General features: G+C 49.5%; 19 protein-coding genes. 11 read left to right on the top strand and 8 right to left on the bottom strand.

What is annotated here, in order from left to right; all coding sequences use genetic code 11:
- The 4 genes from K300_RS0107460 to ccsA are packed head-to-tail and all read right to left on the bottom strand — an operon-like array spanning position 1 to position 3,514.
- Positions 1–699: a uroporphyrinogen-III synthase gene (locus K300_RS0107460; protein ID WP_022851044.1), complete on the bottom strand. Its 699-nt coding sequence runs from the start codon at positions 697–699 to the stop codon at positions 1–3.
- Positions 696–1,631 carry a hydroxymethylbilane synthase gene (gene hemC / locus K300_RS0107455; RefSeq protein WP_022851043.1) on the bottom strand — a complete coding sequence of 312 codons (936 nt, stop codon included), beginning with the start codon at positions 1,629–1,631 and terminating at the stop codon, positions 696–698. The genes K300_RS0107460 and hemC overlap by 4 nt, the downstream gene beginning before the upstream one ends.
- Position 1,632: 1 nt before the next feature.
- The gene (gene hemA / locus K300_RS0107450; RefSeq protein ID WP_022851042.1) at positions 1,633–2,901 is read right to left on the bottom strand and encodes a glutamyl-tRNA reductase; all 1,269 of its coding nucleotides are present in this window, start codon (positions 2,899–2,901) and stop codon (positions 1,633–1,635) included.
- A 7-nt stretch (positions 2,902–2,908) separates the two neighbouring features.
- Positions 2,909–3,514 carry a cytochrome c biogenesis protein CcsA gene (ccsA, locus tag K300_RS0107445; RefSeq protein WP_162139868.1) on the bottom strand — a complete coding sequence of 202 codons (606 nt, stop codon included), beginning with the start codon at positions 3,512–3,514 and terminating at the stop codon, positions 2,909–2,911.
- 371 nt (positions 3,515–3,885) lie between these two features.
- On the opposite strand from ccsA, the gene K300_RS0107440 reads away from it, so the two are divergent.
- The 3 genes from K300_RS0107440 (at position 3,886) to K300_RS16735 (ending at position 5,727) form a co-directional block, all read left to right on the top strand.
- Positions 3,886–4,758 carry a DUF2156 domain-containing protein gene (locus K300_RS0107440; protein WP_022851040.1) on the top strand — a complete coding sequence of 291 codons (873 nt, stop codon included), beginning with the start codon at positions 3,886–3,888 and terminating at the stop codon, positions 4,756–4,758.
- Positions 4,759–4,851: 93 nt separating this feature from the next.
- Complete coding sequence (locus K300_RS0107435; RefSeq protein ID WP_022851039.1) at positions 4,852–5,034, top strand: hypothetical protein; 183 nt, start codon at positions 4,852–4,854, stop codon at positions 5,032–5,034.
- Between the two features lie 3 nt (positions 5,035–5,037).
- Positions 5,038–5,727 carry a hypothetical protein gene (locus K300_RS16735; protein ID WP_155827580.1) on the top strand — a complete coding sequence of 230 codons (690 nt, stop codon included), beginning with the start codon at positions 5,038–5,040 and terminating at the stop codon, positions 5,725–5,727.
- Between the two features lie 27 nt (positions 5,728–5,754).
- On the opposite strand, the gene K300_RS0107425 is transcribed toward K300_RS16735, so the two are convergent.
- From K300_RS0107425 to ruvB, 3 genes are read right to left on the bottom strand one after another with little or no spacing between them, the layout of a single operon-like run.
- Positions 5,755–6,528 (bottom strand): enoyl-ACP reductase FabI, encoded by a 774-nt coding sequence (locus K300_RS0107425; RefSeq protein WP_022851037.1) that lies wholly within the window; start codon positions 6,526–6,528, stop codon positions 5,755–5,757.
- A 12-nt stretch (positions 6,529–6,540) separates the two neighbouring features.
- Positions 6,541–7,875, bottom strand: a complete 1,335-nt coding sequence (gene radA, locus K300_RS0107420; protein ID WP_022851036.1) for a DNA repair protein RadA — start codon at positions 7,873–7,875, stop codon at positions 6,541–6,543.
- Between the two features lie 3 nt (positions 7,876–7,878).
- Positions 7,879–8,910: a Holliday junction branch migration DNA helicase RuvB gene (gene ruvB, locus K300_RS14985; RefSeq protein WP_022851035.1), complete on the bottom strand. Its 1,032-nt coding sequence runs from the start codon at positions 8,908–8,910 to the stop codon at positions 7,879–7,881.
- A gap of 247 nt (positions 8,911–9,157) precedes the next feature.
- Here ruvB and ilvD point away from each other — a divergent pair, with 247 nt between their 5' ends.
- The 8 genes from ilvD to K300_RS0107375 all read left to right on the top strand — a co-directional run bounded on the left by ilvD (position 9,158) and on the right by K300_RS0107375 (position 19,431).
- Positions 9,158–10,819 carry a dihydroxy-acid dehydratase gene (gene ilvD, locus K300_RS0107410; RefSeq protein WP_022851034.1) on the top strand — a complete coding sequence of 554 codons (1,662 nt, stop codon included), beginning with the start codon at positions 9,158–9,160 and terminating at the stop codon, positions 10,817–10,819.
- Positions 10,820–10,849: 30 nt separating this feature from the next.
- Complete coding sequence (ilvB, locus tag K300_RS0107405) at positions 10,850–12,541, top strand: biosynthetic-type acetolactate synthase large subunit (RefSeq protein WP_022851033.1); 1,692 nt, start codon at positions 10,850–10,852, stop codon at positions 12,539–12,541.
- Positions 12,542–12,553: 12 nt separating this feature from the next.
- Entirely contained in the window at positions 12,554–13,048 is a 495-nt protein-coding gene (gene ilvN / locus K300_RS0107400) for an acetolactate synthase small subunit (protein ID WP_022851032.1), read from the top strand.
- 92 nt (positions 13,049–13,140) lie between these two features.
- On the top strand, positions 13,141–14,157 hold the full coding sequence (gene ilvC / locus K300_RS0107395) for a ketol-acid reductoisomerase (protein WP_022851031.1): 1,017 nt from the start codon (positions 13,141–13,143) through the stop codon (positions 14,155–14,157).
- 216 nt (positions 14,158–14,373) lie between these two features.
- Positions 14,374–15,003 (top strand): phosphatidylserine decarboxylase, encoded by a 630-nt coding sequence (locus K300_RS0107390; protein WP_022851030.1) that lies wholly within the window; start codon positions 14,374–14,376, stop codon positions 15,001–15,003.
- 22 nt (positions 15,004–15,025) lie between these two features.
- Positions 15,026–15,757: a CDP-diacylglycerol--serine O-phosphatidyltransferase gene (pssA, locus tag K300_RS0107385; RefSeq protein ID WP_022851029.1), complete on the top strand. Its 732-nt coding sequence runs from the start codon at positions 15,026–15,028 to the stop codon at positions 15,755–15,757.
- Positions 15,758–15,925: 168 nt separating this feature from the next.
- Complete coding sequence (locus tag K300_RS0107380) at positions 15,926–17,530, top strand: 2-isopropylmalate synthase (RefSeq protein ID WP_283804754.1); 1,605 nt, start codon at positions 15,926–15,928, stop codon at positions 17,528–17,530.
- Between the two features lie 188 nt (positions 17,531–17,718).
- Positions 17,719–19,431 (top strand): methyl-accepting chemotaxis protein, encoded by a 1,713-nt coding sequence (locus K300_RS0107375; protein WP_022851027.1) that lies wholly within the window; start codon positions 17,719–17,721, stop codon positions 19,429–19,431.
- A gap of 118 nt (positions 19,432–19,549) precedes the next feature.
- On the opposite strand, the gene K300_RS0107365 is transcribed toward K300_RS0107375, so the two are convergent.
- Positions 19,550–20,980 carry a PAS domain S-box protein gene (locus tag K300_RS0107365; protein WP_022851025.1) on the bottom strand — a complete coding sequence of 477 codons (1,431 nt, stop codon included), beginning with the start codon at positions 20,978–20,980 and terminating at the stop codon, positions 19,550–19,552.
- Position 20,981: the final 1 nt, after the last annotated feature.

Raw genomic sequence — 20,981 nt, 5'->3', positions numbered from 1 at the left:
TCAGTCTCCTTTATTCATTTCAGCGATAAGCTCAACCATATCCCGGACGGTGTATCTGTCCGGCCAATATGCCTTAACGCCTCTATTCTCCAGGTATTCTCCTGTGGTTTTACCAACGCATACTACCCTGTACCCGCCAAGATCCTCTGTCTGCTTGAGCAGACTCTGGGCGCAGGAGGGGGATGTGAGTGTGATAATATCTATATCATTATCTTTAAGACAGTTATCAACGAAGCCGTCGGGGTATATCTTGTGGAGTGTTTCATAGGTGACCACATTATGCACCTCTGCCCCTCTCTCCTCGAGATACTCTATGAAGTTGCCCATACGTTTACGGGGCCCGGGAAGGAGAAAACGCTTACCCTTCACATCTATTTCATCAAAGTAGCGCTTAAGACCTTCGGATGAGAACTCAGAGGGCATGCCGTCGCATGGAATATCGAGGTTTTCCAAAACCTCTTTGGTCTTTATCCCCACAGCAACTACCCACTTGTATTTTGTGGAGCGGAAGTAGGGTACGAAGCTGTCCACTGCATTTGTGCTGGTGAACACGACTACGTCAAACTCCAGATCAGGTATATCAGCCTTTACGGACACAGTTTCGATCAGGGGGAGGAGGAACGGCTCACATCCTATGCCTTTGAGCATCTCCATCATTTCGCCGGACTGTTTCTCCTGCCTGGTGACGAGAACATTCATCGGTTTGATTCTTCCTCTCCGTATATCTCATCGAGTATGGATTTTCCGCCTGCAGCGAGTATTGTATCTGCAAGGGCCTTGCCTATGCTCTCTGCGTCATCCACACTTCCGCTGTTTTCAGCCTCAACGAACATCTCACCCTTAAGATCAGCGACGATCCCCTTCATGGATATCTGTCCGTTTTCTATGATGGAATGACCAGCAATGGGCGCCTGACATCCCCCCTCAAGGGTTCGGAGGTAGGACCTTTCGCATGCAACACGGTACATGGTTTCCTCATGGCGCAGGAAGTTGAGATACCCCTTCATCCGCTCATCATCCTCACGTATCTCTATACCGAGGATACCCTGACACACAGCGGGTAGCATCTGCTCCGGCTGGATAACAGAGGCGATCCTGTCGTCCATCTCAAGGCGGACAAGGCCAGCCCTTGCGAGGATTATAGCATCGTACTGCCCTTCGTCCAGCTTACGCAGGCGTGTGTTAACGTTTCCTCTGAGATCATTAATCTCCAGATCGGGACGCACCTTCATTAGCTGGACCTTGCGGCGCAGGCTGCTGGTGCCCACAACGGAGCCCTCGGGGAGATCGTCCAGTGTCTTGAATTTATTGGAAACGAAGGCGTCTTCGGGGCATTCACCCTTGGGGCTTGCGTAGAGTGTAAGCCCTTCGGGGAGCTCCATGGGTACATCCTTCATGCTGTGCACAGCCAAGTCCGCCTCATCTTCTATGAGTGCGTTCTCTATCTCTTTGACAAAAAGACCCTTTCCGCCGATTTTGGCGAGGGGGACATCAAGAATCTTATCCCCCATGGTCTTGATTACCTTAAGTTCGCATTCAACGTTATGCTCCTTCTCCAGAAGCGCCTTAATGTGTTCCGCCTGCCAAAGGGCGAGCATGCTCCCCCTTGTGGCGATTCTAACCTTATCCATTTCAACTATCCTTTAGATCGAATATTATTTCCAGAGCCTCATCCAGGGTGTATTTCCCCTTATTGGGTCCCTTGTCTTTCAGATTGTTCAAAGGCGTGTGCAGCGCCTTGTTCATGTATGCCGAGAGAAGATACTCAAGCCTACGCCTCTCCTCTTTGTCCGTCACCTTGAATTTATCACAGAACCTGTTCAGCTCAAGGTACTTTTTGTCATCAAAATACTCACGAAGGGATTTTATCACAGGCACGATCTTCATAGATTCAACCCAGTGATAGAAGCTCTCCAAACCGGACTCAACGTATTCCATCGCCTTCTGCGCCTCTTTCTGCCGCAGTTTCTTGTTAGATTCCACAACAGCCTTGAGGTCGTCTATATCATATACATATGCGTTTTCGATATCTGTTATGGCGGGGTCAATATCCCTGGGTACGGCAATGTCGATCAGAAACATCGGCTTATACTTACGCTTAGCCATTACCTTCTTTATATCAGTGCTTTCAACCATATAGCACGGAGCACCCGTGGAGCTGAGTACGATATCCACATTGGCAAGCTCATCCTTATAATGCTCCATGGGAACAGCCTTTCCGCCTGTACTTTCTGCCAGCGCCTGAGCCTTTGCGAAGGTTCGGTTTGTAACTTTTAACTCGCCGATACCGGAGGATATTAGGTGCTTACACGCTATCTCGCACATCTCACCTGCGCCGATGATAAGGGCGGCCTTTTTCTCCAGCTTGCCGAAGATCTTTTCTGCAAGTTCAACGGCGGCGGAGCTTACTGAGACGGGATTGTCGCCTATGCCCGTATGGGTTCGGATGCGCTTGGTGGTTTTTATGACGTATTCCTCAAGCTTCCGCAGAAAGGTCTTGGATGCATTGAGTTTGCGGGCGTTCTCAAAGGCGTCCTTCACCTGACCGAAAATCTGGGGTTCGCCCAGCACGAGGGAATCGAGACCGGAAGCCACACGGAATATATGCTTAACAGAATCGGAGCCGCAATGGATATACGTATATTTCTGGAGCTCTTCCCTGGAGATTCCACAGACTTCGGAAACGATCCTGAGTACACTCTCTACGTTGCAGAGGAAGTCATCGGTGACGATGTAGTATTCCACACGGTTGCACGTAGAGATAACCATCGCTTCGTATATGCGGTCGTTTGTCAGGATGCCCTTATAGAGCTCTGCAAGCATCTCGTCCGCAACGGCGAGTGTCTCCCGCACCTCAACAGGTGCCGTATTGTGGTTTAATCCAACTACTGCTAACTGCATATATTTGTCAGCCCATCAGAAAGATAGCAACACCGATGTAGGTGACCACAACGGATACAAAGCCAGCCACAGTGGAATATGCGGTGCTTCTCGGTGTCATGCCTCTAAATTGTTTGAAGTATGTTATAGTTCCAAAAATAAACCATGTAACTATTGCAAATATCATCTTCGGGCTGAATATTCCCATCCGCCCATGCTCGTATCCCATCCATATAATTCCTGAGAACACTCCAATACTGAAGAAGTAAAAACCGGTCATCAGCGTGGATGTTGTGAGACTGTTTATAACATCCAAGGGTGGAAAACGCCTGAATATAAACCCGAAGTTTTTCTTTTTAAGCTGTTTTTCCTGTACGAAGTACATGATGCTTGAGATCGTTGCGAAAAGAAAAAGCGCTGTGCCCAGTATTGTGAAGGGTAGGTGTATATACAGCCAAACGCTCTCGATTATCACATCGCTCGGGCCTGTGGTGGGCATCATCTTTGCGAAAAGACCAAGGGCCATAATCACCGGGAAGATGAAAAGGGCGAGGAGCGGTCTTTTGAATATCATGTAAAGTATTATGTATGTGAGGGAAAGAGACAGGCACAGGAGCATAAACAGATCGGACATATAGCTTGATGGAAAATGCCCTATATCATGCCAGCGGTATATGAGCGAAGCGGTATTGAACAGAAAAGCAAGCACGGCAAAGAGGTTCGTTATATGCTTAAGGTTCTCATAACCAAGATAAAAGTATAGCGTAATGTGCAAAAAAGCGAGTATTGAGGCTGCGAGCGCTAAATCAAAGAGCATCGTATCTCCTTAGCTTATTGACATTAATAAGATACTAAAACTGCCCCGTTTTGAAAAGGCAAATTTTGTAAATCACACCAGATTACAGGGAATTTAATACTGGAACTTATCTTTACTTACATTTAAGCTTCTTTCGGTTATGATTAAATAAGAGGAAAAATGTTTTGATTGAATAAATAGGAGCATTGATGTATTTTTCACGTGCTATGGATTGGGAAAAGATTGATTTAAAGCATAAACAACTTCTCTACGATAAACTTAAAGCGATAACTGTCCCACTTTCGGAGTTCAGTTTTGCAAACCTGTATCTTTTCCGCCACATACATAAGTATGAGGTGGCAGAAAACGAGGGAGACGTCTTTGTTCGAGGAGCGACCTATGATGGAAGCACCTTCTACCTACCCACGAAGGATATAAGGGAATACGATCGTGAGACCCTCCTTGAGATGCAGAAGGACGTTGACTTCTTCTTCCCAATACCGCAGGAATGGTCAGTATCATTTGATATGGACGAGGCGGAGCAGACCAACGATGAGGGTGATTCCGACTACATATACACCGTGGAGAAGATGTGCACTTACAAAGGTCGCAAGCTCCACAAGAAGCGCAACCTTCTGAAGCAGTTCAGGCAGAACTATGAGCACATGGCCTTTCCCATGGTGGGGGATCATGTGCAAACCGCCAAGCAGATCCTTGAGGATTGGCAGGAGGGGAGCGGTCAGGCAAAGGAAGATACGGACTATCACGCCTGCTGCGAAGCGCTCAAGCTTAATAAGGAACTGAACTTGTGCGGTCTCGTTTATTATGCAGATGAGGAGCCGGCCGGCTTTGTTCTAGGCGAGGAGCTGAACCGGCACACTTTTGTTATCCATTTCGCCAAGGGTCTTGTGGACTTCAAGGGTGTTTATCAGTTCCTGTTTAACAACTTTGCAAAGATACTCCCCGAGCGATACACCTACCTCAACTTCGAGCAGGATCTGGGCAAAACCGCCCTTCGCATGGCAAAGAGCAGCTATATCCCCGATCAGATGCTCAAGAAGTACCGCCTGAGACTGAAATAAACGCCAGTGAATATTCAGTTGCGTTGCATACTGTCGATAATTATTATATAAAACATACATCACTATGCTATTTATAGCTGGAGGTGAATTGATATGCCAATTGCTAAAAAGAAGATTGATATAAATGAGTCTGCTGTTATGCGTAAGAGGGAGCCCAAGGGCAAGGTAGTGTTTAAAGGAAGCGGATATGGCTCAAGGGATACAGAAGAGGATAAATTGAGAAGAGATGAAGTTAGAGAAAGAATCCTCGGCAAGCTAAAGCTTTCTAAGGGTTGACCTGTGGCGTCCATTATCTTCCTCTGCATTTCAGGGTATCTGACATTCTGGCTGTACTATTCGAAAAAGACTGAAACCTATTTCTTTAAGCCTCAAGGGTGGGAGCTTGTGTTTAGGACAGCTCTTTTTGGAGGCATTAATTTCCTCTCAATTTTTATTTTAGCTAAACTGGTTGAATTTTTTTTGCCTGCAGTATACACGCAATGCAATTCATTGTTTCCTTCTGAAACAGAGATGTATGATAAGTTATTTATTGCATCAGTTCTGCCTGCTATAGCTAACCCTTTGTTGTACCTGTTTTATCAAAAAAATTTTGGAGAATTGCGTGTGCCGGAGGTGAGGCTTTATGAAAGAATCAACGACATGATTTTATATGCTGAACCTGCAATGGTTACACTGTCAAACGACAAGGTTTATATTGGCTTTATCAGGTATTACGATGTTACAAACTGGATAGACTACAATGAAAAGATTGTCGTTATAACTCCAATACTAAGCGGCTATAGAAAGGCTGACACTAAAGAGCTTGTTCTAACAACTGAATATCCAGGAAAAGAGACAAGCACAGCATCACCCACAGAGGATGTTATTATCTTCCTTCGTGATATTATTACAGTTACTACATACAATGAGGATTTAGCAAATCATTTTGAGATAATAGAAAAAAAGGAGCCTTGCGGCTCCTCTGTATAATTCCTGAAAGTATATCCTTAGTTTTTCCTAGAGACCGATTCCCATAACATTGTATCCGCCGTCCACGTATATGATCTCGCCGGTGGTTTTGTTGGAGAGCTCGCTTCCCAGATAAACGGCTGTGCCGGCAACATCATCAATGGTCACATTGCTTCTGAGGGGGGAGTTCCTTTCGATAAAGTCGAGTATATTCTTGAATCCGCCGATACCGGATGCCGCAAGAGTCTTTATGGGACCAGCGGATATTGAGTTCACCCTGATTCCGTTCTCTCCCATATCGTAGGCGAGGTAGCGTGTGGAACACTCGAGTGCTGATTTCGCAACGCCCATTACGTTGTAGTTGGGTATAACCTTCTCGCTCCCGTAATAGGTGAGGTTAATGACGCTTCCACCCTTGTTCATAAGGGGCTCCGCCGCACGACATAGTGCCACGAGGGAATATGCGCTGGTCTCAAGGGCGGTGTTGTAGGCGTCTCTGGTGGTTTCGATATAGCGGCCCTTGAGTGCATCTGCGGGTGCGAAGGCGATGGAGTGCAGGAGGATGTCAAATGTTCCGAATTCCTCCTTTACGGTTTTGAATGTGCTCTCTATTTCCTCGTCCTTGTTTACGTCGCAGGATACACAGAACTTCCCGCCAAGTTCTTCGGAGATGGGTGTAACCCGCTTTTCCATCTTCTCACCTGCATAGGAGAAACCGAGCTCGGCCCCTTCCTCTTTGAACCGCTTGGCGATTCCGTATGCTATGCTCTTATTGTTGGCGATGCCGAATATAAGAGCCTTTTTTCCTTCGAGTATACCCATTTATATTTCCTCCTAGAACTTATCTATAAATTCAGTGACATTTTTAACAGGAATTATATCAATTTTTCCGTCAAAATCCACCTTTTCAGGTAGGAATGCCCTTTTGATGCCGAACTTGGAAGCCTCCGCAAGTCTGCTTTTCATATTGGAAACGTTGCGTATCTCCCCTGTGAGCCCCACTTCACCGATGAATACTGTGTCGGTGGAGACGGCGTTATCACGGAATGATGACACAACAGCAGCACATATGGCAAGATCCGCCGCCGTTTCGCTTATCTTCATACCGCCGGCGACGTTCATATAAACATCCGAGGCTCCAAGGTTCAGCCCCGCTTTTTTATCGAGAACGGCTAATAGCATATTAAGCCTGTTTGCGTCAAACCCCATGGCGTTTCGACGGGAAAACTGGAAAAACGTGGGGGTTACCAGCGCCTGCAGCTCCACGAGAAACGCTCTGGTTCCTTCCATTAGTGTTACAAAGACCTTTCCGGCGGCGGCGTTTTCCGCACCGGCAAGAAGACCGCTTTCGTTAAGCTCCATTAGCCCCTTGTCGCTCATCTCAAAAAGCCCCACTTCGTTGGTGGGTCCGAACCGGTTTTTCACCGACCGGAGGATCCTGATCCCTCTGGAGTAATCCCCTTCGAAATAAAGCACCGTGTCCACAAGATGCTCAAGAACCTTCGGCCCTGCGATGTAACCCTCTTTGGTTACCTGCCCTACGATAAAGGTTGTGATCCCCTTCTGTTTGGCTATCTCCACCATTCTATATGTGACATGCTTGACCTGCCCCACAGTACCAGGCGCAGAGGTGAGCTCCTCCGACGCCACGGTCTGGATCGAATCGGTCACGAGGTAATCATACCTCTGTTTTGTGAGGGCGGCGATTATATCCTCAAGGGAGTTTGTGGAGAGTATGGAGACGTTCTCGGTATGAACACCCAGCCTGTCCGCCCTGAGTTTTATCTGGGAAGGGGATTCCTCGCCGGAGACGTAAAGGGTGTTTTTACCGGTGTTGCCGAGGATGCCAGCCACCTGTAACATGATGGTGGACTTGCCAATTCCCGGCTCTCCTCCTACGAGAACCACAGAGCCGAGCACAAGACCTCCGCCAAGAACCTGATCCAGCTCGCCGATCCCTGTGGGTGTGCGGTCTACCTCTACACCCTTGATGGAGCCGAGTATCTGGGGCTCAACATCGCGCCCTGCGATGGAGCCCTTCTTTGCCTCGGGTTCGGGTGCTTCCTCCACCATACTGCTCCACGTTTCGCACTCGGGGCATTTCCCCACCCATTTAGGGGAAACGGCTCCGCAGCTTTGGCAGACGTATGTACTTCTCTTCTTAGCCACGCCCTAGTCCTCCAGAAAGTCGTCAACGGTGAGGCTGTTCTGTCTGGGATCCAGCTTAAGATGCTCATATGCCAGCCTTGTCACAACTCGTCCTCGGGGTGTCTTCTTTATGAAGCCCTTATATATAAGGTAGGGCTCGATAACGTCTTCGATGGTATCCCGCTCTTCGGAGAGGGTTGCGGCCAATGTTTCCACCCCGACAGGTCCCCCGTCGTACTTATTTACAACCGCCAGAAGGAGGTTTCTGTCCGATGCGTCCAGCCCCTCTTCGTCTATCTCCAACCTGCTAAGCCCCTGCTTGGCGATCTCGAGATCCACAAGGCCGTTGTTAAGCACATCTGCGAAATCACGTACACGGCGCAGGATCCTGTGGGCGATCCTCGGTGTACCCCGGCTCCTCCTTGCTATCTCAAGGGATGCCTTCGGCTCAATATTAAGATCAAGTATATCTGCTGCGTTGGTGATGATCTGTGCAAGGTTTTCGGGGGTATAGAACTCCAGGCGCATGATTACACCGAAACGGTCGCGCAAGGGGGAGGTGAGCAGTCCTGCACGTGTGGTTGCGCCAACCAGGGTGAATCGCTGGAGATCCACCTTAATGGTTCTTGCCGCAGGACCCTGTCCAATGATTATGTCGAGCTTGAAGTCCTCCATGGCGGGATAGAGAATCTCCTCCACATTAGAATGAAGGCGGTGTATCTCATCTATGAAGAGCACATCCCCCTCCTGCATGTTTGTGAGGATGGCGGCTAGATCCCCCTGCTTCTCTATAACGGGGCCGCTGGTGGAGTTTATATTAACCCCCATCTCGTTTGCGATGATGTTTGCAAGGGTTGTTTTACCAAGCCCGGGCGGGCCGTAAAAGAGGCAGTGGTCGAGACTCTCCTCCCTCTTCCTTGCCGCCTGAACGAATATCTTGAGGTTTTCCTTAACCTTCTCCTGCCCAATATAGCTGTTGAAATCGTCGGGGCGGATGCTTGAGGTCAGGTTATCTTCTTCAAATTTTTCCTGTGAGAAAATATCGTCATGTTCCATCCGGCAAGTATACTTTTTAGGAGGTTAAAAAGCAATATTCCCTTTGACAGGGTGATGGTAAAAACGTACCATTGCAGTCAACTTTAATCAGATAACGCCGTTTTAGTGTTGATCCCTTGACACCATCTGTGTTATCATCTAAACTTAACAAAGTTTAGTCAGGCTTAAGTGTCTGGTGTTCTTATAACCGCAGTGAAAGGCCTCCCCATAAAGGGTTTCAGGGCCTTTTTTTAAAAAGGAGTGCGTAATGCGAAGCGACAGGGTGAAGAAGGGACTGGACAGAGCTCCAGCAAGATCGCTCATGTACGGAACCGGCGTTCCAAAATCCAGCATGGAGAGGCCCCACATAGGTATCTGCTCCAGCTTTACGGATCTTATCCCCGGGCACACCGGCATGAGGGAGCTTGAAAGGTTCATCGACAAAGGAATCCACACCGGCGGCGGACACGGTTTTATCTTCTCCGTTCCCGGCATATGCGACGGCATCGCCATGGGGCATGTCGGCATGCATTACAGCCTCCCCAGCAGGGATGCCATTGCGGATATGGTTGAATGCGTTGTTGAGGCCCATGCCCTTGACGGCGTTGTGTTCCTTAGCAACTGCGACAAGATCACCCCTGGAATGCTCATGGCGGCGGCACGTCTTGACGTGCCAGCAATCATTGTTACGGCGGGGCCCATGGCTAGCGGGAACTGGCGGATGCAGAGACGCTCCTTCGTTAGGGACACCTTCGAGGCTATGGAGCAGTGCCGCTCCGGCAAGATAGATGATGAGGAGATGGGGCATCTTGAGATGAACGCCTGCCCCGGTCAGGGCTCCTGTCAGGGACTTTATACGGCAAACACCATGGCATGCCTCACCGAGGCTATGGGGATGAGCCTCCCCGGATGCGGAACGGGCCTTGCCGGCTCTGCGAAGAAGAAGCGCATAGCCTTTGAATCGGGCGTTCAGGTATGCGAGCTTGTGCGTCAGGGTGTATCCACCCGTGACATCTTAAATGAAAAGGCCTTCCGCAACGCTGTTATGATGGACCTCGCTCTCGGCGGTTCCACCAATACAACACTGCACCTCCCCGCCATCGCCTACGAGGCGGAGGTTCCCTTCGGCCTTGAGCTCTTTGATGAACTAAGCAAAACAACACCCCATATCACAAATATCCGCCCCGGCGGTGATTACTTTATGGAAGATATAGATTATGCAGGGGGTATCCCCGCATTCCAGAAACGCCTTATTAACAAGCTGGAAGACAATATCACCGTCTCCGGCTTCAACGTAAAACAGATTGCGGATAAGGCAATGATCATGGATGAAGACATCGTGAGACCCCTTGATAAACCCTTCCATCAGGAGGGGGGGATCGCCGTACTCAGAGGAAACATCGCACCCGACGGCTGCGTTATCAAGCAGTCCGCTGTAAATGACGATATGCTTGTTTTCACAGGGAAGGCAAAGGTTTTCAATACCGAAGAGGACTCGATGGAAGCCATCCGTGCGGATAAGATTGCAAACGGCGACGTTGTCGTTATCAGATACGAAGGTCCCAAAGGGGGGCCTGGTATGAGAGAGATGCTTGCACCCACAGCCGCCATCATGGGCAAGGGGCTCGACAAGGTTGCTCTCATCACCGATGGACGCTTCTCTGGCGGAACGAGAGGACCCTGCGTGGGCCACATCTCCCCCGAAGCGGCCGAAGGGGGGCTTATCGCCCTCGTGGAGGACGGGGACTCCATATCAATAGACATCCCCGGCAGGAGAATCGGCCTAGATGTTCCAGAAGAAGTTATCGCGGAACGTCGGGCCCGCTATGTGAAACCTGAACCTAAGATCAAAAAGGGCTACCTGCTCAAGTACTACCGAGGCGTCTCCAGCGCAGCGGAGGGAGCAGTGTTTAAACGTGACGAAGATTAATCATTTTTGTAAGGTTCAAGGAGTAATGATATGCCGATAACCGGTGCTGAAATATTAGTAAAATCCCTTCAGAGGGAAGGAGTCGATCTTCTGTTCGGGTATCCGGGCGGAGTGCTTCTCGGTATCTACGATACACTTTTCGATGCCGATCTCCTGCACATACTGCCCAGACACGAACAGGGAGGAATACACGCTGCAGACGGATACGCAAGAGCCACCGGCAAGGTGGGTGTATGCTTTGGAACATCCGGTCCCGGAGCTACGAACCTCGTAACAGGTATCGCAAATGCGCATATGGATTCCGTACCACTCGTTGTTTTCACAGGCCAGGTCCCCACAAACCTCATAGGAGGAGATGCCTTTCAGGAGGCGGACATAGTGGGCATTACAGGCCCTATTGTTAAGCACAGTTACCTCGTTAAGGATGTTCGTGAGCTTGCGGACACCATTAAAGAGGCGTTTTATATAGCAAGAACAGGCCGTCCCGGTCCCGTTGTCATCGACCTTCCCAAGGATGTGGCCACAGACAAGACCAAGTTCGTATGGAAGGACACCGTTAACCTCCCCGGCTACAACCCCAACATAAAAGGGCATCCGGGGCAGATTAAGAAGATGCTCCGTCTGCTGGAGGGGGCTAAAAAGCCCGTTATCCTCACAGGTGGCGGTGTTACCATAAGCGAGGCGAACAAGGAGCTTCTGCGTTTATCCGAACGGGTGGAGATACCTGTTGTATCCTCCTTCCTCGGCCTTGGAAGCTTCCCCGGCGATCACCCGAACTTCACCGGATGGTACGGAATGCACGGAAACTACGCCTCCAACATGGCGATGAGCGATGCGGACTTCATCATAGCCATCGGAACACGCTTCTCCGACCGTTCCACAGGCAGGCTCTCCGGCTTTGCCCAGAATGCGAAGATAGCGCACATCGACGTAGATCCTGCATCGATCAGTAAGAACGTTCCCATTGAGATACCTATAGTTGGCGACTGCAAGGTTGTTCTCAAGCAGGTTCTCGACGATATAGAGAACTACGACTGGAGAAAGAACGAAGGTCCGAGAAAAGAATGGGTAGAACAGACGAGGAAGTGGAACAGCGAAAAGCCCTTCAGCTACGACTATTCCGACAAGGTGATCAAGCCCCAGTTTGTTGTTGAGAAGATAAGCGAGTTGACAGGCGGCAACGCCATCATATGTACAGAGGTCGGCCAAAACCAGATGTGGGCAGGGCAGTTCTACAACTTTAAACAGCCCCGCCAGTTCATCTCCTCCGGCGGTCTCGGTACTATGGGATACGGCTTCCCTGCTGCTATCGGAGCCAAGCTCGGCTGCCCCGATAAGCATGTCTTTGACATTGCAGGTGATGGCAGCTTCATGATGAACATCCAGGAGATTTGTACTGCGGTTCAGTACAGGGTCGGTGTAAAGGTCGCCATCCTTAATAACCGCTTCCTCGGCATGATACGCCAGTGGCAGGATCTCTTCTTCAATAAGAGATACTCAAACAGCTGTCTCGACTGCCAGCCCGATTTCATTAAACTGGCCGATTCCTTCGGATGCCCCGGTCTCAGAGCGGAGAGCCCTGCGGATGTTGAGGGTGTCATCAAGGAATCACTCAAGATAGAGAACAAGCCCGTGCTGCTTGACTTCCGTGTGGACAGGGAAGAGAACGTTTTCCCCATGGTTCCCGCCGGTGCAGCCATAAACGAAATGGTCTTCAAGTAGGGGGTTGAGCAGATGAGACATATCATATCCATACTTGTGGAAAATAAGTTCGGCGTTCTCTCAAGGATTTCAGGACTCTTCAGCGGAAGGGGATACAATATCGAGAGCCTCTCGGTGGGGGAGACAATGGAGAGCGGACTCTCCGTTATGACCATCGTAACAAGGGGTGACGATAGGGTTGTGGAGCAGATTATCAAACAGCTTCGCAAGCTTGTAAACGTGCTCAAGGTTCGTGATGTTGTAACGATGGACCACATCGAGCGGGAGATGCTCCTCGTTAAGATCCATGCCAACGGAAGAACAAGGCCTGAGATATTCAACATTGTAAACACCTTCAGGGGTAAGATCATCGATCTCAACGGCGATTCCCTTGTGGTGGAGATAACAGGAAGCAAGGACAAGAATATGGCTTTTCTGAATGTCCTTGAACCGTATGGAGTTATCGAGGTGGTTCGCACCGGAAGTGTAGCAATAGCCCGGGGCAGCAAGGCCACCAGCGACAGATAAAAATGCAGGGGGGGTAAAGCCCCCCTTTTTTAAGCTTTGAATTTAGTTTATAGATGATATAAAAATCTTTAATATTTTGTCGGAGGAACATAATGAAAGCATACTACGAGAAGGATGCAAACCTTGAACTCATAAAGGGGAAAAAGGTTGCAGTTATAGGTTACGGAAGCCAGGGATACGGACACAGCAACAACCTCAAGGAGAGCGGTGTTGATGTGGCTGTCGGTCTTAGAAAGGGTAGCTCCAGCTGGAAGAAGGTTGAAGCCGCCGGTATCAAGCCCATGGAGATTGCAGAGGCGGCTAAGTGGGCGGATGTAATAATGATTCTCGCACCCGATGAGATCCAGGGTGACCTCTACAGAGAGGAGATCGCTCCCAACATCAAGCCCGATACATACCTCGCCTTCGCCCATGGTTTCAACATACACTTCAACCAGATCGTACCCCCCGCAGATGTGAACGTTATCATGATCGCCCCCAAGGGCCCCGGTCACCTCGTTCGTGCGGAATACGAGAAGGGTGGCGGCGTTCCCTGCCTTATCGCTATCCATCAGGATGCCACAGGCGATTCCCGTGAGGTTGCCCTCAGCTATGCCGCAGCAATCGGCGGTGCGAGAGCAGGCGTTCTTGAGACATCTTTCCAGGAAGAGACCGAAACGGATCTCTTCGGCGAGCAGGTTGTTCTCTGCGGAGGTCTTACCCAGCTTATCAAGTACGGTTACGAAACACTCGTTGAGGACGGATACTCACCCGAGATGGCATACTTCGAGTGCCTCCATGAGGTTAAGCTCATCGTAGACCTTCTCTATGAAGGGGGCATCTCCAACATGCGCTACTCCATCAGCAACACCGCCCAGTACGGCGATATGACTAGGGGGCCCAGAGTTATCACTCCCGAAGTCAAGGAGACTATGAAGCAGATCCTTTACGAGATAAAGTCAGGCGAATTCGCCAGAGACTGGATGCTTGAGAACAAGGCAAACCGCCCCAACTTCAACGCACTCACAAGGCTCGGCGAGGAGCATCCCATCGAAGAGGTTGGCTCCAAGCTTAGAGGGATGATGAGCTGGCTCGGAAAGAACAAGATAGTTGACAAAGACAAAAATTAATCTAATTTAAGGTTAGTTACAGATATCAACGGGCGGCTTTCTTGGCCGCCCGTTTTGTAAGCAGTCCGGGCAGTTTTTGTTTACAGTACTAGCACCGGGTATTAACAGGAACCGGTAGTTTTTACTTAGAAACAGCACCGGGTATTGAATAAGCGCTTCGGCGGTTTCATATCTGCATAGATTGTGCTCGGTATTAAATAAGAGGTGTATAGAGTCTTGATAGCTAAAGAGGGTTTTCCTTTCATAATCGGCGCTTTGGTTGCATTCTTTGTCCTTTGGCTTATCCCCAAAGGTCTCCTTATGGCTGTTGCTTTTTTTCTTTTTGCCATGTTTCTTTGGTTCTTCCGTGATCCGGAGAGGGACATCCCACCCTATGACGATATTGCAGTCTCGGGTGCAGACGGCAAGGTTATCGACATTGAGGAGACCGAGGTGGACGGAATCGCCTATAGAAAGGTGAGCGTCTTCATGAATCTGTTCAATGTGCATGTGAACCGTATGCCCATTGCCGGCGATATTACGAAGATAGTCCACAAGCCGGGCGAGTACGTTCCTGCAGATAGACCCGATGCACCCCTGCGCAACGAACAAAACATAATCCATGTTGATACTAAGTACGGCAAGATGATCGTCAAGCAGATCGCAGGCCTCGTTGCCCGCAGAACCGTCTGCTACTGGAATGTGGGCGATCATGTTCATTACGGCGACAGGCTTGGGATAATCAAGTTCAGCTCCCGTGTGGACCATTTCCTCCCCGTTTCTTTTGACATACTCGTTAAAAAGGGTGATACTGTAAAAGCGGGTGAGAGTGTACTTGCTAAATATACAGGCACCGGCGGCGAATAAATAAGGAGGGCAGGCTCAGGTTATGATGAAAAAGACGTTGGTTTTCCCCAACATTATTACTCTTCTCGGTCTTTTCAGCGGTTTCTACAGTATTGTTGCGACCCTGAACGGAGAGTATGTCATAGCCGCCTATGCAACCCTGCTCGCCTTCCTCTTCGACGGAATGGACGGTAAGGTAGCCCGAATATTGAACGCCTCCAGCGACTTCGGCATTCAGCTCGATTCTCTGGCGGATCTCGTTTCCTTCGGCGTTGCTCCGGCACTCCTCGTTTATCAATGGGCACTCAAGCCCTACGGAAGACTCGGCTGGATGGCCGCCTTCCTCTTCATAGCGTGCGCCGCACTCCGGCTTGCCCGCTTCAATGTGCAGACCAAAAGGCTCAGCAGCAAGTTCTTTATCGGTCTCCCCAGCCCTGCGGCTGCGGGTGTTATCGTTACAAGCGTGCTCTTTGCCAATCATATATTCGGGGATCCTTCAAGCATCGAAGTACCCCTCTGGTTCACGTTCATGATCTATATCGTGGGCTTTCTCATGGTGAGCAATATCCCATACTACAGCTTTAAAAACATTGAAGGCATAAGCTCAAAGCCTTTTAATACCCTTGTGGGCGTTGTTCTCATCATATTCGTACTAGGCCTGTACCCCGAGGTTTTCCTATTCCTACTATCCCTAGGTTATGCCCTAAGCGGCCTAATCTATGTTCTATTCAGGAAGAATCGACTACACCTTGAGGAAGAGGCGCAGAATATATAGAAAAGAGTCTATATAGTCTAAACAGGTTTCAAGAGCCCCTTTCCTTAAGGAAAGGGGCTTTTTTTATGGATAAATGCAGAAAATTTCCCTTAGAAAGGGACAGAGATGATAGAAATAGGGGGTAGATAGGCTATGAAGCCGTTTATACTTTGACGATTACAGAACAAATTGGCAGAATGTTTTAAATATAAAGATAAAAATAATCGGAGGAATACAATGAGCAGAAAGATAATGGTTTTTGACACAACTTTGAGAGACGGCGAACAGGCACCCGGATTCAGCATGAACGTGGATGAGAAGCTCCGTATGGCAATCCAGCTTGAGAAACTTGGCGTGGACGTTATGGAGGCGGGCTTTCCCATATCATCCCCCGGCGATTTTGAGGCTGTATCAAAGGTTGCCCAGACAGTGAAAAACTCTGCTGTGGCAGGGCTCTGCCGTGCAAACAAAAAGGATATCGAGGTGGGCTGGGATGCTCTTAAGCATGCCGTTCGCCCTCGCATCCACACCTTCATCGCCACCAGCAACATCCACATGGAACACAAGCTCAAGAAATCACCCGAAGAGGTTCTGCAGATAGCCGAAGATTCTGTAAAGTTCGCCAGAAACCTCTGTGAGGATGTGGAGTTCAGCGCAGAGGACGCCATCCGCAGTGACCTCGATTTCCTCTGCAAGGTTGTGGAGACGGTTATCAATGCCGGCGCAAGCACAGTAAACATACCTGACACAGTGGGCTATACGGTTCCCATGGAGTTCGAGAAGGTTATCTCCACGATCATGAACAAGGTTCCCAACGTTGATAAGGCAAGGATAAGCGTCCACTGCCACAACGACCTCGGGCTGGCGGTTGCAAACTCCATCGCTGCCGTTAAGGCGGGAGCGACCCAGATCGAATGTACTGTGAACGGTATCGGTGAGCGTGCCGGAAACGCCTCCCTCGAAGAGGTTGTTATGGCCATAAACACCCGTAAGGACCTTTTCGATGACATCGAGCTCGGTGTGAACACTAAAGAGATTTACAGAACCAGCCGCCTGCTCACATCCATCACAGGAGTCGGAGTTCAGCCGAACAAGGCGATTGTGGGTAAGAACGCATTTGCCCATGAAGCGGGGATCCATCAGGACGGCGTTCTCAAGAACAGAACCACCTATGAGATCATGACCCCCGAAAGTGTGGGCTATCCCTCAAACGCCCTTGTTCTCGGCAAGCACTCTGGCAGACACGCCCTTGTTAAGCGTATCGAGGACCTCGGTTTCACCCTTGAAAAGGATCAGATCGAGAAGGCTTACAACAAGTTCAAGGAGCTTGCGGACAAGAAGAAAGAGGTTTATGACGAAGATCTTGAAACCCTCATCGAACAGCAGTTCAAGGGTGGCAAGGAGTTCTACACCCTCGGCAGCGTAAGCTTCTCCAGCGGTAACTCCGCCATTCCCACCGCCACCGTACAGCTCTCCAACGGCGACGGCGTAACTGTTACCGATGCCTCCATCGGTGACGGGCCTGTGGATGCATGCTTCAAGGCGATCGAGCGTATCGCAGATATAGCCGGCAGGCTTAAGAGCTACCGTATAAACGCCGTAACCGAGGGTAAGGATGCCCAGGGTGAGGTCGTGGTATCAGCCGAGTTCGAAGAGTGCGGATACGATGTTACAGGCAGAGGTTCCTCAACGGACGTTGTCGTTGCCAGTGCAGAAGCTTATCTCAATGCCATGAACCGCTATCTCTCCAGAAAGGACCAGAAGGCGGAAAAGGTGGCCGATAAGGGAGTTTAGTAATTGAACTATGAATAAATAATTCCCCGGGTTTCCTTCCGGATTTCCCGGGGATTTCATTTTATGGTATGGAATATCAATATAATGTTTGAGTAACTGAAAGTTAGGCAGTTTCAGCAGATTGATTTCTTTTGCTTTCCTGCACCATGTGGTGTAGATTTAATTAAGACAACCTTAGGGGGTTATTGATGAAGCTTAATGCAAAGATAGCTATTCTCGTGGCTTTGATTGTGAGTTTAGGTGTTGGTGCAATCCTTGTATTCAACTACTTTCTGACAAAAGAGCATATGTTTGAAGCTGAATTTGAGAGGGCGAGAAGCTTTGTGCTTGCCTCCGAAGGTGTCAGACAATGGGGAGCAAAACAGCTTAACGAAGGTGTTTTTGATATGGAAGAGGCGAGGGAGGACGTGGATAAGTTCCTTCTCACCGTTCCTATTATTGCTTCCATAACAGTTATGGAGCTTAAGTCCGAAGAGGCTGGCCTTAAGTTCAAAGTTCCCAAAGTATCTCCAAGGAATCCGAAAAACGAACCAGATGCCATTGAATCCGAAGTACTTAATAAACTCAAGGAGCTCGATACCGGCTCAGGGACCACTCCCGAATATACTGTGCACGATAAGAAATCAGGCATGCTTCGGTACTTCAAGGCTATCAGGCTGACGACCGAGTGCGAGACATGCCACGGTGACCCCGCCAGATCCTCCGAGTACTGGGGGCGTGATGATGGACGAGACCCCACAGGGACAAAGATGGAAAACTGGAGAGCTGGTGAGATACATGGAGCCTTCGAGGTCTTTCTCCCCACAGCACCCGTCTTTGCGGCCATCCATAAGGGACTTATACAGCAGCTTATGATAATGCTCCCCGCAACCATCGCAATTATTATAATACTTTACCTTATAAACAGCCGCTTCATCTTCCGCAGGCTGGAGGCTATGGGCAAGGTCTTCGAAAAGATAGCCGAGGGTGACTACACCGTCAGCGTTGAAGCCGGTTCCAGTGATGAGGTTGGTGAGCTTGGAAGGGCCGTTAACCGTATGGTGGATGCCAGCAGTAACGCCCTTCGTACCGTAGTGGACAGTATAGACAGCCTCGCCTCCACCTCCGCAGAGCTCTCGAGCAATGCGGAAACCATCGCCAAAGGTGCAACGGATCAGGCTGAGCAGGTTGCAAGTACCGCATCGGCAGTGGAGGAGGTTAACGCTACGGTGGCCGAGGTTGCCGATAATGCCGGAAGCGTTTCCCGCAGTGCCAACGAGGCGAGGGAATCCGTTGTGCAGGGGCACGCCCTTGTGGATGAAACCAGAGATATGATGGAGGAGATTGCAAGAACCGTTGAGGATGCTTCCGAAACCGTACGCAAGCTTGGCGAGTCGAGCGAACAGATAGGCCAGATCATTCAGGTAATCGATGATATAGCCGACCAGACAAACCTTCTTGCGCTTAACGCCGCCATTGAAGCGGCCAGAGCTGGTGAGCACGGAAGGGGATTTGCAGTCGTGGCCGATGAAGTTCGCAAGCTGGCTGAGAAAACCGTTAAGGCCACCCAGGAGATCGCTGATATGATCCAGGGCATCCAGGCTGATACAGGCGGAGCTGTTGCGGGCATGCATGAAGGTGTCGAGCAGGTGGAACAGGGTAAGGTCAAAGCTGGAGAGGCGAGACAGGCCCTTGATGTGATTAAGGAAAATGTGGAGTCTGTGTCCTCTGAGGTCGAGCAGATCGCAAAGGCCACCGATGAGCAGGCGAGCGCCATGGGCATGATGGCGGAGAGTATCGAGAATATCTCCAATATTGCTGGCGAGAATTCCCTCGCATCACAGGAGACAGCAGCCGCAGTGGAACAGCTAAGCAAGCTTGCCTCTGACCTGCAGTCCACGGTGAGCAAGTTCAATATATAACAGGTAGATATGCTGGAAAGGTTTAAGAAATTTATAAAGAAGGATAACATGAATCTACTGGGCGTAATTATTTACGCCCAGTTTCTTCTCATTATCCTGTACATGATTCTGAAAAGGGTTATCTAGCCCTCTCCTCCTCGGAGAAGGACACGATAAAGCCTTCGAATACGTTGTCCTTATCGCTTATGAAGGTGAAGTGCGCACTCCTGCGTGAGCCCGAGCTTATGGAGGTCATCGCATAGCCCGTCTTCTCCAAGTCAAGGATCTGCTGAACCTTCTTCTTTTCGTTCCCATCGAACAGATTTGCAATCTCAGAACCCCTAATAACGCTTCCTTTGCGGAAAGCCGCCTCCATGAGCATGTTAGAATGGAGTATATGACCCTGGCTGGATATGAAAGCAGCGGGGAGTATTATGGAATCAAGCGTTTTGCTTATCCCTCTGGAGGAGGCGGCCATCGCCTTGATGTCCGTGTTCAGCTTTTCAGCAGTGCGGAAGTTTGTAAGATCAAAAACAGAGTTTATCATTGCACTTCTGCCTTTGTTGTATGGCACCAGGGCTTTATGACAAAAAACAGTCCTTGAGGAGCCATCTTTGTAAGGGTATCCCGCTTCGTACTCGAGAGGCTCCTTCTTCTCCAGCAGCTCCCTGTCCGCACGCATATGGATAAGCGAGATCTCTCTGCTCCATGCCTCTTCGGGGTATCTTCCGTAGAGCTCCTCGGTTTTTTTACCGGTGAACTCCATGAAGGCTTTGTTAACGTATCTGTACCTCCCCGTTTCATCCCTTGCAGAGACAAGCATAGGGAGCTCTTCCAGTATCCCTTCGTAGAAAGAGTTCTCCCCTTTAAGCCCCTCAATCCTCCTGCATAGATGAGTTATATCCCCCATTGAGCAGTAAAGAACCCCATCATCGGAAAAGCTCCTGGCAGATTCAAAAACATTGATAAACTCTCCTGATACTTCGAGGGTATACTCCATGGAGGAAAACCTGTCTCTGAGAGCCTTTTCGTGATGTTTAAGGTGAAAGTCCCTCTCTTTTTCATCCATCATCATCCGCAATGTTTCAACATCCGCAGATTTTCTTGATGGTGATATACCGAGCAAACTCTTCCACGGAGAGGAGAGATTCATTATTCCTTCCTTAGTATCAAGGGTATATCCGTTCATACATTGGGGAGTCCTTGTATTGAAAAGGGATAGCTTTATCCGTATCTCTTCGGATGTATAGGGCTTGATAATGCAGTCATCAGCACCAGAGCGGTATATCAACAGCTTATCATCGGGCATTGAGGATGCAGTGAGCGCAATAAGCGGGGTATCCGCTGTAACCCGGTTCTTTTTCAGACGGCTGAAAAGCTCCGCACTCTGCTCTATTCCCCGATCGATATCCGCCAGTATCAGGAGCGGATTCTCACGGGAGCACAGCTCTACCGCTTCAGAGTAACCACTGCTTTGAAGAACGTGAAACTCTTCCCCAAGTGTTTCCTCAAGTATCTCCCTTTCCACCATGCTGCCGCCGGCGATCAGTATCGTTTCTTTTCTGCTCATC

Source organism: Limisalsivibrio acetivorans, assembly GCF_000421105.1.
Lineage (GTDB): Bacteria > Chrysiogenota > Deferribacteres > Deferribacterales > Geovibrionaceae > Limisalsivibrio > Limisalsivibrio acetivorans.
This window is presented reverse-complemented; position numbering and strand designations above follow the sequence as displayed.

Excerpts from the sequence above, each read along its gene's own strand:
- K300_RS0107435 (WP_022851039.1), top strand. The coding sequence starts at position 4,852 with ATGCCAATTGCTAAAAAGAAGATTGATATAAATGAGTCTGCTGTTATG.
- hemC (WP_022851043.1), bottom strand. The coding sequence starts at position 1,631 with ATGGATAAGGTTAGAATCGCCACAAGGGGGAGCATGCTCGCCCTTTGG.
- K300_RS0107440 (WP_022851040.1), top strand. The coding sequence starts at position 3,886 with ATGTATTTTTCACGTGCTATGGATTGGGAAAAGATTGATTTAAAGCAT.
- ruvB (WP_022851035.1), bottom strand. The coding sequence starts at position 8,910 with ATGGAACATGACGATATTTTCTCACAGGAAAAATTTGAAGAAGATAAC.
- ilvN (WP_022851032.1), top strand. The coding sequence starts at position 12,554 with ATGAGACATATCATATCCATACTTGTGGAAAATAAGTTCGGCGTTCTC.
- ilvC (WP_022851031.1), top strand. The coding sequence starts at position 13,141 with ATGAAAGCATACTACGAGAAGGATGCAAACCTTGAACTCATAAAGGGG.
- hemA (WP_022851042.1), bottom strand. The coding sequence starts at position 2,901 with ATGCAGTTAGCAGTAGTTGGATTAAACCACAATACGGCACCTGTTGAG.
- K300_RS0107425 (WP_022851037.1), bottom strand. The coding sequence starts at position 6,528 with ATGGGTATACTCGAAGGAAAAAAGGCTCTTATATTCGGCATCGCCAAC.
- K300_RS0107460 (WP_022851044.1), bottom strand. The coding sequence starts at position 699 with ATGAATGTTCTCGTCACCAGGCAGGAGAAACAGTCCGGCGAAATGATG.
- ilvB (WP_022851033.1), top strand. The coding sequence starts at position 10,850 with ATGCCGATAACCGGTGCTGAAATATTAGTAAAATCCCTTCAGAGGGAA.
- K300_RS0107375 (WP_022851027.1), top strand. The coding sequence starts at position 17,719 with ATGAAGCTTAATGCAAAGATAGCTATTCTCGTGGCTTTGATTGTGAGT.
- ilvD (WP_022851034.1), top strand. The coding sequence starts at position 9,158 with ATGCGAAGCGACAGGGTGAAGAAGGGACTGGACAGAGCTCCAGCAAGA.
- ccsA (WP_162139868.1), bottom strand. The coding sequence starts at position 3,514 with ATGTCCGATCTGTTTATGCTCCTGTGCCTGTCTCTTTCCCTCACATAC.
- K300_RS0107365 (WP_022851025.1), bottom strand. The coding sequence starts at position 20,980 with ATGAGCAGAAAAGAAACGATACTGATCGCCGGCGGCAGCATGGTGGAA.
- pssA (WP_022851029.1), top strand. The coding sequence starts at position 15,026 with ATGATGAAAAAGACGTTGGTTTTCCCCAACATTATTACTCTTCTCGGT.